Origin of the sequence: Bacillus sp. ISL-39, from assembly GCF_018613295.1 — a bacterium.
Taxonomy (GTDB): Bacteria; Bacillota; Bacilli; order Bacillales; family Cytobacillaceae; genus Mesobacillus.
The window spans coordinates 48,604-61,898 of sequence record NZ_JAGGQM010000010.1 but is presented as its reverse complement, the minus strand read 5'-3'; the positions used below and the strand labels follow the sequence as shown (position 1 = coordinate 61,898).

Genomic DNA, 13,295 nt, shown 5'->3' with positions numbered 1-13,295 from the left:
TTCGGTACTAAGTTTTTCAAGCTCTTTTCTCATAATAAGCGTTAATTTTGTGAAAAAACTTAGATATTTCAATCCTATTTTTGTAGTCAATAGCAACAAAGTTTCAGAAAAGAGCCTATTATAATGAGGAGGGATCAAGATGAATACTAGTGCAGTCGCAAAGCTGCTGGGGGTTTCACCGAGCACAATTCAACGCTGGGTGAAGCAGGCAAATCTTCAAATGGAGCGAACGGAGTTAGGTCATTATCAATTTTCTGAGGAAAGCATCGAGATCTTAAAAGACATCAAGGAACAGCTTAATAAAGGGGTTCTTTTGCAGGATTTGAAAATAAAAGGAAAAAAACACAGAAAAGCGGTTGTACCAGCTGTGAAGCGGGATTTCTCAGTGGATAAGCTGCTGAAGCGCATGGAGGAATTTGAAAGCAGGCTGGACAGGAAGGCAGATGAAGTAGTATCTTATCAAATTCTTCAGCATCGCAGGGAAATTGAGGAACTGCAAAATGAGGTAGCCAGGCTGAAAGAAGTGATTTCAGGCACGGAAGAAGCCGCAGCACAGCAGGAACACTTGGCCAAGGAGGAGAAACAACCATCTTTAACACCTATTTCTTCCTTAAGGAAATTAAGAAAGCGAAATATAATCAGTTCCTTTTTTGGATTTTAATTTGGCACATCAGGGATGTGTTCTTTTTTTTGCGAAGGCTCTTTTCGTAAACTTCGTTGATTTCACAATCAGAAGCTTATACTGGCTACTGGGTATTTTACGATTATTAATCCAATGTCCTGAATTCACCACAAGTACCGCATTTGTAAAAGCCAATAATAAACGATCCTTTTTCATTGATTAATACAGTTTCTGGAGAATCCAAAGAAAAAACAGACCCAGCAAATCTGAGTCTGTTTTAGATATCCTTAGTTAGACTTTCTGTACGTTTGTCGCTTGAGGGCCACGCTGGCCTTGTTCAACATCAAATGTAACTTCTTGTCCTTCATCTAAAGATTTGTAACCTTCGCCCTGGATCGCTGAGAAGTGTACAAATACATCTTCCCCGCCTTCACGTTCGATGAACCCAAAGCCTTTTTCGCTGTTAAACCATTTTACCTTACCACGTTCCACAATTGTTGCCTCCTAGCGATTAAGAAAATTGCAATTTAACCTTGCGTAATTATTATATCCTTTCCAAAGCATTTTAAACTTAAAAAAGAATATTTTTATCAAACATTTAGCTTCCGGCAATTTTTTTATATGTATCCTCATCGCATATGACAAACATCTGTGTACCTTCGGGAATTTGTTCATTATGTTTCCTGGCAATATCAAGCGCCTGTCCGTCTGAAATGAGTGTTGCACCCATGTCAAAGAGCTCCATTGCCGCTTGTTTGTAGTTGGTCCAATGCGGCTTCTTATCAATTTTGTAGAGATTTTCCCCCTCCATATTGCTGAGCAGCTGTTTAAACAATTTGCTCGATCCAGGATAGATTGCCGCCTGAGCCATCAATTTAGATACGGATTCGTTGGATAAAATAAATTCATCAATGTTGGCATGTTCGAACAAGGCAATATGCTTTTCCTTCATGATTTCTGCAATCGTATAAATATTTTTATTGGATTGTTTCGAGATATGCTCCACCCTTGATGCAATGAGAAGTGTTTTTCCATCAGCATATTCAGGAAGTTCAATACGATCATCCGTAAAGACTGCTACAGACTTGGACTTCAGGATGTTTGCCTGCATGAGTATTTCTTCTTCTGCAGGATTTCCACTGACAAAATGAACGCGGTCATGCTGCACTGGCGACTCATTGCTATGATCGACAATGACTATATCACACTTTTGATTGGAGTTCAGGATTTCCTCAACGACATTCTTCAGTTTATCCCTGGAGGAACCGATCAAAATATAGTGGTCCTTTCCTTTATAGGTCAACTTCCCTTCCTCCTTCATTCTTTTATATAAAGTCAAGCTATCAAAGATTTTTCCGATGATAATACCCATTGCCCCAATCCCGACTGTATAAAGCAGTACCATAGTAAAAATCCTGCCTAAATCGCTGCTGGGTGAGTAATCACCGTAACCAACCGTAACTACCGTTGTCATTGTCCACCAAACAGCATCGAGGTATCTTGGGAAAGTATCGGGTTCTAGTGTTTTAATTATCAAGCTGCTTAATAAAATCACACCAAGTACGATCAAGGTGAGTTTCAAAAGGCTGATTTTCAGCAATTTCGTAAACAACCTTTGTAAAATCCACATTGGATGGACCCCCTTTCTTTTAAGCCAATCCCACTGGTAAAAAGCAAGAAAGGTTGTTTGTAATTTCTCCTCCGACACGGTAACCGAGTGCGGAAGGTTTTCCGTAAACAAGAAAGCTTCCGGTCAGTATATGACCTTGTTTCTCCCCTTTTTCCGAAAAATAAGTAGTTGAAGGCATTTCGATATACTGCTGAAAAATGGATGGTACATCCTGGTAGTTCCTGTGTTCTTCTTCCATTATCAGGTTACCAGTCGAGCTGTAAATCTGTACTGTGTCTCCTTCTCTCCCGAAAATCGGCTTTTTAACAAAAGATAACTTTGCGTTGTAAAATCGCTCTGCTTCCAAATATGTTGGCAGGAAATATTCCTCAATCCACTGATGCTCTTCGGTTGTGAAAAAGGGATCCTTATTTTCGTGTAATCCCCATATGACCGCCTGTACGGCTTTATTCTGCAATAAGAAGGCAGATGGAGGATTGATCATCGCTAATTTCTTTGTTTTTACCAGCTCAAGCAGCCATAAACCGATTTTATTTCCTGATTTGTCTTCATCCCTGATAAGGCTTTCTACCGGGAATGTCTGACGATATAGGATGTCAATCTTGCGCCCCGTTTCATCATAGAGCCCAGTCTCTGGTATAATCTTTAATTTATCTAGTGAAATGAACCTGGAAGGCAGGCCATATAAATCCTGCAAATATAAGACTGTATTTCGGTCTTCAATATTGTCTTCATGCGCGGTGAAAACCACATATGGCTCTGTCTCCTCCAGCCATTTGGCTGATGAAGCGACAGCAGACCTGACAGCTCTGGCCAGCAGATCTTCCATTCCCTCATTAGGGTTCCCAAGACCAAATTGAGCAGCTACAGAACCATTTACATTAAATAATTCCTTAATGAATGTTGGAGTATCAGCATTTATCTCGATGCACTTATATGTATTTTCAGTTTTAATCAGATCAAGCCTTGCAATTACGCTTTCAATATTTAACGTCCTGAGCCGTATAAAATCGAGGGTTTCTTCCGGATACCCAAGTTCCCTTAAGGTATCCGGATGAACATTTCTAAGGAGCTCACTAACTTTGAAAAATATTTTACCGATCCTATTTGTACAGATCCTGATTGCTTCTGCTTCCCGCCCATCAATGGTCGAAATATCATACAATGCATATTCTTCACCATACAAATCTGGCCAAAAATTCTTGATTCCACGATAAAAATGTTCTCTCTTTGTTTTATAGTTTTTCATGGAATGCCTCCTATTCCATGTCGTTTTCACCAATGGCTTTCACATACAGAACGTAAACTCCCCGATCTTCATCCACTTCGGTAGAGGTAACAGCCATCTGGCCAAAGCCAGGAATATCAACAATATCCTTTATTAAATAGCGGATTACATCAAGGTGAGTTCTGCAAGGAACAGCTGAAAGCAACTTATAGTTCTCACTTTCTTTGTACCTGCGGAATTCCACGTGGATCCCCATTCCCCGATAACTTTTCTCATCAAGGACATAATTGTTCATGCCCCGGTCCTCAAGAACGAGTATCTCTTCATCCCCAACCATCTCATTGGATAACAGTTCATACTGGGTTCCTTTAATAATAAAATAAGTACAAAGCTGGCGGGCATAAAACTCATCTATCCCGACATTCGGGATCGTATATTCGTATAATGGTTCATAGTTGTCTTTTCCATCATGAATGAAGTAGGTTAGCTTTTTCATGGATGCATTGCCCTCCTAATACGACAGACTTTTCGCGACAATCCAGCCTACTGCAAGGGAAAGTGTGAAGAGAATGACACCCACCGAACGGTTATCTTCTTCAATCGCTTTTTGGAGACTATATCTAACCGTGACAACCTCAGCGACAAAGAATACAATGATCTGCGTAAAAATTCCTATGGAGCCCCAAATCGCCATATCGAGGAGGGAGATCGAATATTCAGCAGCTGCACCAAGCACAATGGCAAGTCCTAGCATTTTCCCTCCAAGTGAAAGAGCAGCTGTTATATTTCTTTTGCCAATCAGTTCAAACTCCTTAATTTTTGGAGTAGCCAGCACGAATAAGCCGACACCTGCCGTTAGCAAAAGCAATCCAAGTCCTAAATAAGCGGCAAAATTCAAATATAAATTCATCTTTGTTTCTCTCCCTTAACCGCCAGTAGTGCTTCTTGACCCGCTGCCGAATCCTGAACTGCCCTTTGGCGAAGTATTTTTATAATTACTGTCCAGTCTTGCTCCTTTGAATGAAGTACTGTTCTTGTACTTCATATAATCATTGCTCTTATAGAGTAATGATCGGTTCGCAAAGAACATACCAGCGAAAAAGTAATGTCCAAAATATGGAGAGTTGTTATCATCACATTCCCAGACACCATCTTCATTGTCCCATTCCCAGTCTGAACAATCGGTCCCTTCTGGTACGGGAGGAATATCTTCGTCCTGTTCAGAATTCCAATCCTGCCCTTCATCGCCGGATACATCCGGTTCCCAACCCCGGTCCGGAATGGCCTGTGGGTTGTTATTGCAACCCGCGAGCCCCACCATCAAAGCCGTAGCAGATATACTCGCGATAACCTTTTTTGTTTTGCCCATTTATTTCACCTCTTTCTTATTGACGTAAATATTTACGGAAGACCTGGGAAAAAGTTTCAAATTTCTTCTTACTTTCCAGATAACAACCTTCCTTTTATTGTAACACTTTCCTCTTGCAGTGATGCTGAATTCTTAAATTACTATGGCACTTCCTTCCTGCGCTGCACGATTAAAGTGTAAATGATCAGGGTTCACTTTTTTCCTGTTAACAATCAATCTTTCCCATAAAAAAATTCCTCGAAATTAAATTCCTTTATTTCCGCGTTTCCTAATGCGATTTTTGCTAAAATAATTTCAAATAGGCATAAGCCTGCTAACATAATAATTCCTGCAACCATAATGACAACTCCTTTGTAATATGTTTGCATATGCAATAATTTATGGAACGCGTTTCAGGTCAAGAATAATCTTTGCGAGGTTTTTAAATGGCTAATATCAGAGAAATTGCCCGACTGGCAGGAGTGTCGGTTTCCACAGTGTCACGCGTGCTGAATAACCATCCATATGTCACCCCGGATAAACGGGAAGCAGTATTGAAAACCATAAAGGAACTGGATTACAGTCCAAATATTAACGCTGTCCATCTGTCCCGAGGAAAGACAAATATGGTTGGAGTCGTACTGCCAACGATCAATCACCCATATTTTTCTGAACTCCTGGAAGGAATTGCCGAAGAAGCGATAAAGCATAGTATCCAGCTGGTTATCTTCCAGACAGGCTATAATCTTGAAAAGGAATTTGAAGCATTAGAACAACTTCGAGGCCACCTTATTGATGGAGTTATTATTGCTTCACGTGCTATTCCGTTTGATTCACTTATGAAGTATAAAGATACAGGACCGATTGTGTTATGTGAGGATTCTGATTTAGAGGAGTTTCCTTCGATATCAATCCAGCATGTTGCTGCATTCAACCTTGGATTGGAACATTTACTTTCCAATGGACATGAGAGGATCGCCATCTGTCTTGGAAGACTTGAAGGAACAAATAGCAAGAAGCGACAGCAGGCATATGAGGAAAAGATGAAGATGATTGGCCAGAAAGTTCATGGAGAGTGGATTATTGGTAACTGTTTACTTATTCAGGATGGAAAAAAAGTGGTGAATCAATTTCTAAAAATGAAAGAAAAGCCAACTGCCTTTCTAGTCGGTAATGATCAAGTGGCAGCCGGAATTATCACGGAAGCCATAAAACAAGGCCTTGATGTACCTGGGGATGTAGCTGTATTGAGCTTTGATAACCATCCAATATCTGAAATTTTGGGAATAACAACAATAGACATACCCACTAAACAATTAGGTACAGCTGCCTTTAATGCATTTATCAAGCGAACTGGCGTTGATACATATGCCAAGAAGGTCACTCTGCCATTTAAATTAATTCAGCGACAATCAGTTTAGAACCAAAAAACCTGCCATCTTTGGCAGGTTACTTGATACTATATTCTGCTTTTACGATTGATCTGCTCAACGGTATCGTCTGTCATATAATAATCGTGGCAAACCAGCAAAGTCTCTTTTAATGAATCAGGGACCCTCTTTGAGTCGTACCCACAAATGGTGATTAAATTTGTGGCCTGAAGCATTAAGTCCGCTTCTTTTTCGTATTCCCCAAGATTCTGGAAGATTTCCTTTTGGTCTCGCCATTCAACATGGGCCCAAGTCTGAATAGGAATATTATTTTGTAAAAAAGGCGCAATCATATTTTCTAAATAACTTAAAATTGTTTCTTTATGGAAATTGCCGCGATAGCAATAGAAGTCATAATTATTGATTGTGTGAATCATTTCCTGTTGTTCCTCTCCAAACTCGGCCTGGATTCTCTTCTGGATTTCAGGCATAATCCGGTCATTTTCTATGATCATGATGTGGTTGCCGATTCCGATAGCCGCCGTAATATATACTATCAAATTATCAACATATTTCTCTTCATTTTCGAATGTATAAAAAATATGGGCACCAGTTTCTTTCACACTTTGGAGCAAATCCTCGATTTGTTTTTGCATTGTATCAGTCTCCTCCTGAATTCAAGGGAAACAAACAATGAATTCGCATATTCGAAATATACCCTTTATATTAACATATTTCTTGTTATTAATCGATTAAACTTGTTTATGATTCAATCGAGCCCTGTAATATATATTTAAATCAGGAATTAAATATCCTATCACTTTCACAAGAATATTATACCATGGGGCCTGCAAAAAACTCACCGAACGTTAAATGTCCGGTGAGTGAACTTAGTTAGTCCATAACGAAAGTCTTTAGTTTACTGGCTTTAGTGTTCAAATCACTTAAAGCTTCTTTGTATTCTGTTTCTAACTGGCTAATAATTTCCGATGCGGACTGGATCTTTTCAATGGCTCCAACTCCCTGCCCTGCTGACCAAATGTCCTTCCAGGCTTTAGCATTTGTCTCTCTCTGCATCGTATCAAAATTAACAGTATCCTTTTTCTTGAGAGTTTCTGGGTCAAGCCCGGCCCTAACAATACTTGGCTTCAGCATATTCGCTTTGACACCTGAGAAAGCATCGGTGAGAATAAGGTCTTCTTGTGTTGCATCGACCACCATTTGACGATATTCATCATTCGCCATACTCTCTTGTGCCACTATGAATCTTGTCCCCATATAAGCAAGGTCTGCACCTGCTGCCTGGGCAGCAAGTACCGCTTTTCCAGTGGTGATTGAGCCTGCCAGAACAATGATCCCATCCCAGAACGTTCGTACAGAATCCACAAAAGCGAAGCTATTCAGTTCCCCAGCATGGCCACCTGCTCCATTCGCGACCAAAATCAGACCGTCAACCCCTGTCTCTGCGGCTTTCTTCGCGAACTTCACATCACTGACATCAGAGAAAACAAGGCCTCCATATTCATGGACAATATCTACTACTTTCTTAGGACTGCCAAGTGACGTGATAACCAACTGAGGTTTATGCCTTTTTATCAAAGCAAGCTCTTCTTCAAGCCTGCTGTATGTACTATGTACTACCATATTCATAGCCCAAGGTGCCACTTTCCGTTCTGGCTCTTGTTTTTTCGCTTCTGCTAAATCGGCATTCAACCTTCCCATCCATTCGTCAAGAACTTCAATTGGTCTGGCATTCGGAGCTGGAAATGACCCAATTACTCCGTTTTTGCAGCAGGAACTAACCAAATCAGGACCTGAAACAAGGAACATTGGGGCAGCTATTGCAGGAACAGAGAGTTGGTCCCACCAGTTTTCCGGAATAACTTTACTCATTGTATCACCCCTTCTACATTTCTAAATTTTCTGAATACCTATATCATAGTTTAACTTACAGCTTTTTTCAATCTTGATCAAAATTTATTCTTTTTAAAATGCTCTTTTCTCAAACTTTGTTGCTATTGACTACAAAATAGGATTGAATGGCCTATTGTTATTCGCAAAGTTACCTCTTTTGTGATAAAAGAGCATGCAAACTAAATACCGACCTGCAAAATGGCACATTACCTTAAAATCGGCTTTAGGATTTTAACAACAATCTTTACGATTTTAAAAACAGGCTGTTTTCGCCTTGATTGTTCCTGTTCATTCACGTACATTCTGTTTGAGCAAGCAATAAAGTTAACGAAAAGAAGCTTAAAAAAGAATCCCCACATCAATGCGAAGGATCCTTGCGATATTTCTGCTGAAGTTTTTTAAAGCTGTTATGAATCCGGTTTAAAATGGCATTGTTTCCCTTCTTCGGGTTTTTTAAATACCATCTCCAAATAAATTGACTTCCTTCTTCTATCAGCAGCAAAACAACGATTGGCAGCAGCAAGAGCCAAATCCAGTTCCACATATTTCAGGCTCCTTTCAAATGGATACAATATCCTATTCAATTCTTTACCTCAAAATGTGCGAATCCTAAACATAAACTGGTTTCAGTTTGGGTGCTTGTATTGCATTGCCCTTTTATTGTCTCTGCATCCTTTAGTGGTTGGGTCTTGGATGATTCCTAGCTAGGCAGGAATCATGAATACTCCGTTCACCAATATTGTTGCTGTTAATCATTAATTGCTTATTCAATGTATATAATCGAGTAAAAAAGCATCCGATTTTTGAAGAAAAAGATTACTAGAAACATTATTCTCTTAATGAGCACCGATAATTACCCGATCTTCCAGCGCAATCTCCCAATCAAGCGGAATAATCTCCCGAAAAAAGAGCGGAATTGCCCGAAAACCAACCATAATCATGCCGTCAACCATATTAAGGAAAAAAACAGAGTTATTTGGACAGGAAAATTCAAGCAATAAAAACATTTTTTTGTGAGTAAAAATGATAACTGGAAAAATCACTCCATCATATCATTAAAAACCTGGTAGATGTGCATCTTCATGCTTTACTACTTGCCAAGATTTGCGAGATCAAGGGCTGTTTTACCATCAAGTAATAGTGTAAAGAAAGCTGCCTTCCCTAACTTTTTCGAACCGAAATATTAATAAGATTAAAACATTAGCCCAGGAGTATTTCTGAAACTGACACTCCAATCAAAAAAATCCACCACTCCTTCCAACTTTTCCTTTCTATTTAATTAAATTACTCGCAGCTGGAATTGGTCTTCTGCTTTGTCCCTCTCGTATTAATTTTTCCTTTTTTTATCTAATCTTTCGGAAATATCTTCACGGTGAATGAATATTATGATCATTACGAGTATGGCTGAAACTAAAATGGCAAGTTGATGGATTGCCAGGAAATAAAAAAATACAGGAATTAAAACAAAGGAACCCAGTCCTGCAAATGTAAAACTCTTTAAAAAGGGATAAAGTAAAAGAAAACCCGAAATAATAACCAAGGCTGTTAACGGTTCGAAGGCGAGCATGCCTCCTATAAATGTAGAAATCCCCATTCCACCTTTAAATTTTAAAGTAATTGGCTTAACATGGCCAAGTATTGCAAATCCCAGTCCAGTTATTGTTAATTCAGGCGGCAGTTTTAAATATTCACCAAGAATGATTACTAATACCCCTTTTAGCGCATCACCAAGAAAAGTCAAAATAAATGATAGCTTTCCATGTACCCGGCCTGCATTCCTCGCCCCAACGTTACCGCTGCCTTCAACTCTTATATCCTTTCTCCCAAGGAACCTAACAACGAAATAGCCAGCCATCAAGCTGCCAACAAGATATGAAATTAAAAGGTAACTAAAAATAACCATGGCGACACAACCTGTCCTAATAATATTAGTAGAGTTTATTCGTTAAAAAGCCAATAAATTCCTTCAACTAAAATCCCAGAACAAAAAGCGCAAGCGCCTCGTTAAGCCCCGACAAGCGCTGCCCTCCTATGACGCCACGTCCTCCCAAAAGCTACCGCTTTCGGTCGTGCGATGATTCGCTTCGAAGCTTTCCTTATCCTGCGGCTGGAGGGTCTAGCACATCGTGTGCCTCGGAGGGCCTGACAGTGAAGTCGTTCTTTGCCTCATTGGCAGGACCGAACTCGAAAAGTATAGCCGACTGCTTAGAAACGCAGAAACTGGAGACTCCGACCCTGCCGGCGGAGTTGAAGTTTCGGAGTTTCTAGGAGGCGACACTAGACAATTCGAAAAGCGGAGGCGACTGCCCAACTCCGACAAGCGTTGGAGGGCCTGACAGTGAAGTCGCTCTTTGACTTCATTGGCAGGACCGAAACGTCTCGAGGAGTTAGGAGCCGCAGCTAGACAAGCGACTCGAGGGGCTAGGCGCTGGAGCTGGATTAAGAAAACTTCAGAGAGTTATCCACTACTCAATAACTTTTATAAATTCCTTAACCATAAAAAATCCCGGCCAGAAGAGACCGGGAATGATTTCTATCCTTGTTTTCCTATTTGAGTTGCCTGGTCCAGCAGATGGCGGTCCGCTTCCCTATCAATTTTCATATAGATATAGAATAGTAAAAATACAGCGCCAGATACCAATCTTAAGACTGCCGCAAGATTCATGGCCGTATCAATTGAACTTAATTGAAGCAGGTAAACCCCAACCTGCGGTGCAATAAAACCAATTATCGCTAACAGGATATTGTATTGTGCGATAAAGCTTCCCCGATTCTCCTCCTTCGTCACTTCCAGCAGCTGATTAAATAACAAAAGCACGGTTCCCGAAACAAACAGACCAGAAGTAAAGTTGACGAAGGTCAGGTAATACATATTTGTTGAGAGTATCGTTAGGAATGGGGCCGATGCCATTCCTACCGCTGTAATCGCCAGCATTTTTGCATTGCTGTGCTTGTCAGCCATCCTTCCCCACCACTTAAAACTGATGATCTGGCCAACTTGATTCGCCACAGTTATGATGCTGATCCAGAACCCAGTCATATGAGCGACTTTGATGTTGTAAATATTAAACAAAGGCCAGGCCAGCTGCCAGGCAAAGTTGAAGAACAAGCCGCAGATCAAGAAATAAATGAATGGTTTATGTTTATAAGCATCCCAGCCAAAATTAAATCGTTTCTTATCTCTAACAATTTCTTTCTTCTGTTCTATATGTCTATTTAAATACACTACTTCTACTATCCCAAAGAGGAATGCGAGAATGAAGAGGATTTGATATGGCAGTGGATCCGACTTATCAAACCATTGCAGCCCTACTCCAATCATCAATGTCGTAAACATACCAGCAATGGTCAGTATCCTGTTCCTCTCACTAAAAAAACTGCTCCTGCGGCTGTCTGAAATAAGGTCTCCGATAAATGACTGCCAGCTAAGCATCGCGAAGGAACCGGGAAGATTCATAAGGCCAATCAGTAATACAAATGTCCAGGCCCTGTATTCTTCCGGCAGGTAAATGACCAAAAACATTCCTGGCAAAAATAAACGAGTAAACAAAATCGAGGTACCAGTAAACCTCTTTTTTTCTCTCAGCCTGCCCATGATTACGGTAGCAAGGATCATAGCGAACATGCCAACTATTTGAGGCAGAGAACTGATTAACCCAACCTGATAATTCGTGGCACCAAGAACACTAATTGCAAATAATGCGAAGTAGTTATTGCTCATACTTGTGACAATTGTTGAAGCGACACCATTTATAATGCTATTCTTTTCATTCCTCTTAGTTATTTGTGAAGGACTTTCCATACATTCCTCTTCTTTCGAATCATTCAAATTATTTTGGATATCGAAATATCCACCTAATTTTACTCCTTCTGGTTTTTCCTGACAATATGTTTTTCTTTTACAAAATAAACAAAGAATCTTCTGGAAATTCATGTTTGCTTTCAATTCTTCTTTTGAGTTATTAACTCTGAATTACTCCACAAAAAAAAGGAGCACATGGCCCCTTTGCACTCAATTATACATTCTTTAGAACTAAGTTCAATCTATTGTTCCGTTCGCTTCTTTCTTCCTCTGTCGCAAGGTCATACTTCTTTAACAAATGAAATACCTCGTTCAAGATGTCCTGGGTATGTTCTTCCTCAAAAAATCGGTTGAACAATGGATGCATGTCCTGTGGAAGGAATTCCTTTTGTGATTGATATTTTTCCTGGACATCCGTTTTGCTGTGGTCAATATTGCATTCTCCCATAAATGATCCCTCCTAGTATATATACCATTAGAATACCAGACTCTCTTCGTTTTACCCAAAATTTTTATTCCGGCCATTTCCTGTCTAATGGAAGTTTTATGGCCTCGAATTCAAGGTCTTTTACTAACCGAAATGTATAGTGAGGTAGAGCATTGAAATCAAGCCGAGGATAAATGAATACGTTGGAAATTTCACATGATGATCTTCCTGGCTTTCCGGGATCAGTTCTTTGTATATGACGAAGAGCATTGCCCCCGCGGCAAAACTCAATCCATAGGGTACAAGACCTTCCACTTCAGAAGCGAGGAAATATCCAATTGCTGCCGTTACTATTTCTACAGCTCCCGTAAAGGTAGCAATCAAAAGGGCCTTCATCCTAGACATTTTCTGATGGATTAAATAAAGTCCAACGAGAAATCCTTCAGGTGCATTTTGCAGGCCGATTGCAAAGGCAATGATTGAACCAAGATTTTCTTCCCCGGTACCGTAACTAACTCCGACTGAAAGCCCCTCGGGCAAATTATGCAGTGTTATTGCTGTAATGATGACTAATGTTTTTCGATTAACACCTGATAAAAATTTAAAGTCACTTGTGTCCAGATCTTCCGTCTTCGAATTAATAAAATTTAATACAAATGTCCCTAATAACATACCGATGGATAATACCCAGATATTTGATGATTTCAAAGATTCTGGTATCAAACTGAAGGTTGTGGCCGCCATCATTATCCCCGAAGCATAACCAAGGAGTAATGATTTTAACCTTGATGAGACATTATTTAGAAACAAAACTGGAAGTGCTCCGATTCCTGTTGCCATTGCAGAGATGACAATCCCTAAAAATGCTTCTGCCATAACTTTTTCCAATGCCTCCTAATTTACAAAAGTAAAATACTTTTCCCTTAAATCAGGAAGTTACACTTGGAAAAAATT

17 protein-coding genes are annotated in these 13,295 nt (G+C 40.0%); 2 read left to right on the top strand and 15 right to left on the bottom strand.

All coding sequences use genetic code 11. From position 1 onward, the window contains the following. Nucleotides 1–139: 139 nt before the first annotated feature. The gene (locus J7E37_RS09905) at nucleotides 140–661 is read left to right on the top strand and encodes a MerR family transcriptional regulator (RefSeq protein WP_214779303.1); all 522 of its coding nucleotides are present in this window, start codon (nucleotides 140–142) and stop codon (nucleotides 659–661) included. Between the two features lie 252 nt (nucleotides 662–913). Here the strand turns inward: J7E37_RS09905 and J7E37_RS09900 are convergent, their stop codons facing one another. From J7E37_RS09900 to J7E37_RS22260, 7 genes are all read right to left on the bottom strand, one after another. Then, nucleotides 914–1,114 carry a cold-shock protein gene (locus J7E37_RS09900; RefSeq protein ID WP_101641882.1) on the bottom strand — a complete coding sequence of 67 codons (201 nt, stop codon included), beginning with the start codon at nucleotides 1,112–1,114 and terminating at the stop codon, nucleotides 914–916. A gap of 106 nt (nucleotides 1,115–1,220) precedes the next feature. Continuing rightward, the gene (locus J7E37_RS09895) at nucleotides 1,221–2,252 is read right to left on the bottom strand and encodes an ion channel (protein ID WP_214779305.1); all 1,032 of its coding nucleotides are present in this window, start codon (nucleotides 2,250–2,252) and stop codon (nucleotides 1,221–1,223) included. 19 nt (nucleotides 2,253–2,271) lie between these two features. Continuing rightward, nucleotides 2,272–3,501 carry a glutathionylspermidine synthase family protein gene (locus tag J7E37_RS09890; RefSeq protein ID WP_214779306.1) on the bottom strand — a complete coding sequence of 410 codons (1,230 nt, stop codon included), beginning with the start codon at nucleotides 3,499–3,501 and terminating at the stop codon, nucleotides 2,272–2,274. Between the two features lie 10 nt (nucleotides 3,502–3,511). Next, on the bottom strand, nucleotides 3,512–3,976 hold the full coding sequence (locus J7E37_RS09885; RefSeq protein WP_214779308.1) for an RNA helicase: 465 nt from the start codon (nucleotides 3,974–3,976) through the stop codon (nucleotides 3,512–3,514). A gap of 15 nt (nucleotides 3,977–3,991) precedes the next feature. Continuing rightward, the gene (locus J7E37_RS09880) at nucleotides 3,992–4,390 is read right to left on the bottom strand and encodes a DUF350 domain-containing protein (protein ID WP_192471644.1); all 399 of its coding nucleotides are present in this window, start codon (nucleotides 4,388–4,390) and stop codon (nucleotides 3,992–3,994) included. 15 nt (nucleotides 4,391–4,405) lie between these two features. Further along, nucleotides 4,406–4,849 (bottom strand): aminotransferase yhxA, encoded by a 444-nt coding sequence (locus J7E37_RS09875; RefSeq protein ID WP_214779310.1) that lies wholly within the window; start codon nucleotides 4,847–4,849, stop codon nucleotides 4,406–4,408. Nucleotides 4,850–5,061: 212 nt separating this feature from the next. Continuing rightward, the gene (locus tag J7E37_RS22260) at nucleotides 5,062–5,187 is read right to left on the bottom strand and encodes a hypothetical protein (protein ID WP_285290316.1); all 126 of its coding nucleotides are present in this window, start codon (nucleotides 5,185–5,187) and stop codon (nucleotides 5,062–5,064) included. A gap of 87 nt (nucleotides 5,188–5,274) precedes the next feature. Between J7E37_RS22260 and J7E37_RS09870 the strand changes: the two genes are divergently transcribed. Then, nucleotides 5,275–6,249, top strand: coding sequence for a LacI family DNA-binding transcriptional regulator (locus J7E37_RS09870; protein ID WP_214779312.1), 975 nt, complete (start codon nucleotides 5,275–5,277; stop codon nucleotides 6,247–6,249). Nucleotides 6,250–6,287: 38 nt separating this feature from the next. On the opposite strand, the gene J7E37_RS09865 is transcribed toward J7E37_RS09870, so the two are convergent. The 8 genes from J7E37_RS09865 to J7E37_RS09830 form a co-directional block, all read right to left on the bottom strand. Continuing rightward, nucleotides 6,288–6,854 (bottom strand): MEDS domain-containing protein, encoded by a 567-nt coding sequence (locus tag J7E37_RS09865; RefSeq protein ID WP_214779314.1) that lies wholly within the window; start codon nucleotides 6,852–6,854, stop codon nucleotides 6,288–6,290. 238 nt (nucleotides 6,855–7,092) lie between these two features. After that, the gene (locus J7E37_RS09860; RefSeq protein ID WP_214779316.1) at nucleotides 7,093–8,091 is read right to left on the bottom strand and encodes an NAD(P)H-dependent flavin oxidoreductase; all 999 of its coding nucleotides are present in this window, start codon (nucleotides 8,089–8,091) and stop codon (nucleotides 7,093–7,095) included. 379 nt (nucleotides 8,092–8,470) lie between these two features. Further along, entirely contained in the window at nucleotides 8,471–8,656 is a 186-nt protein-coding gene (locus J7E37_RS09855) for a hypothetical protein (RefSeq protein ID WP_214779319.1), read from the bottom strand. Between the two features lie 82 nt (nucleotides 8,657–8,738). Next, nucleotides 8,739–8,807, bottom strand: coding sequence for a phage holin (locus J7E37_RS22475; protein WP_353050008.1), 69 nt, complete (start codon nucleotides 8,805–8,807; stop codon nucleotides 8,739–8,741). Between the two features lie 632 nt (nucleotides 8,808–9,439). After that, complete coding sequence (locus J7E37_RS09845) at nucleotides 9,440–10,015, bottom strand: glycerol-3-phosphate acyltransferase (protein ID WP_214779321.1); 576 nt, start codon at nucleotides 10,013–10,015, stop codon at nucleotides 9,440–9,442. 630 nt (nucleotides 10,016–10,645) lie between these two features. Continuing rightward, on the bottom strand, nucleotides 10,646–11,914 hold the full coding sequence (locus tag J7E37_RS09840) for an MFS transporter (protein ID WP_214781581.1): 1,269 nt from the start codon (nucleotides 11,912–11,914) through the stop codon (nucleotides 10,646–10,648). Nucleotides 11,915–12,128: 214 nt separating this feature from the next. Further along, nucleotides 12,129–12,362 (bottom strand): group-specific protein, encoded by a 234-nt coding sequence (locus J7E37_RS09835; protein ID WP_214781529.1) that lies wholly within the window; start codon nucleotides 12,360–12,362, stop codon nucleotides 12,129–12,131. 123 nt (nucleotides 12,363–12,485) lie between these two features. After that, on the bottom strand, nucleotides 12,486–13,217 hold the full coding sequence (locus J7E37_RS09830; protein WP_214781579.1) for a ZIP family metal transporter: 732 nt from the start codon (nucleotides 13,215–13,217) through the stop codon (nucleotides 12,486–12,488). Between the last annotated feature and the right edge of the window lie 78 nt (nucleotides 13,218–13,295).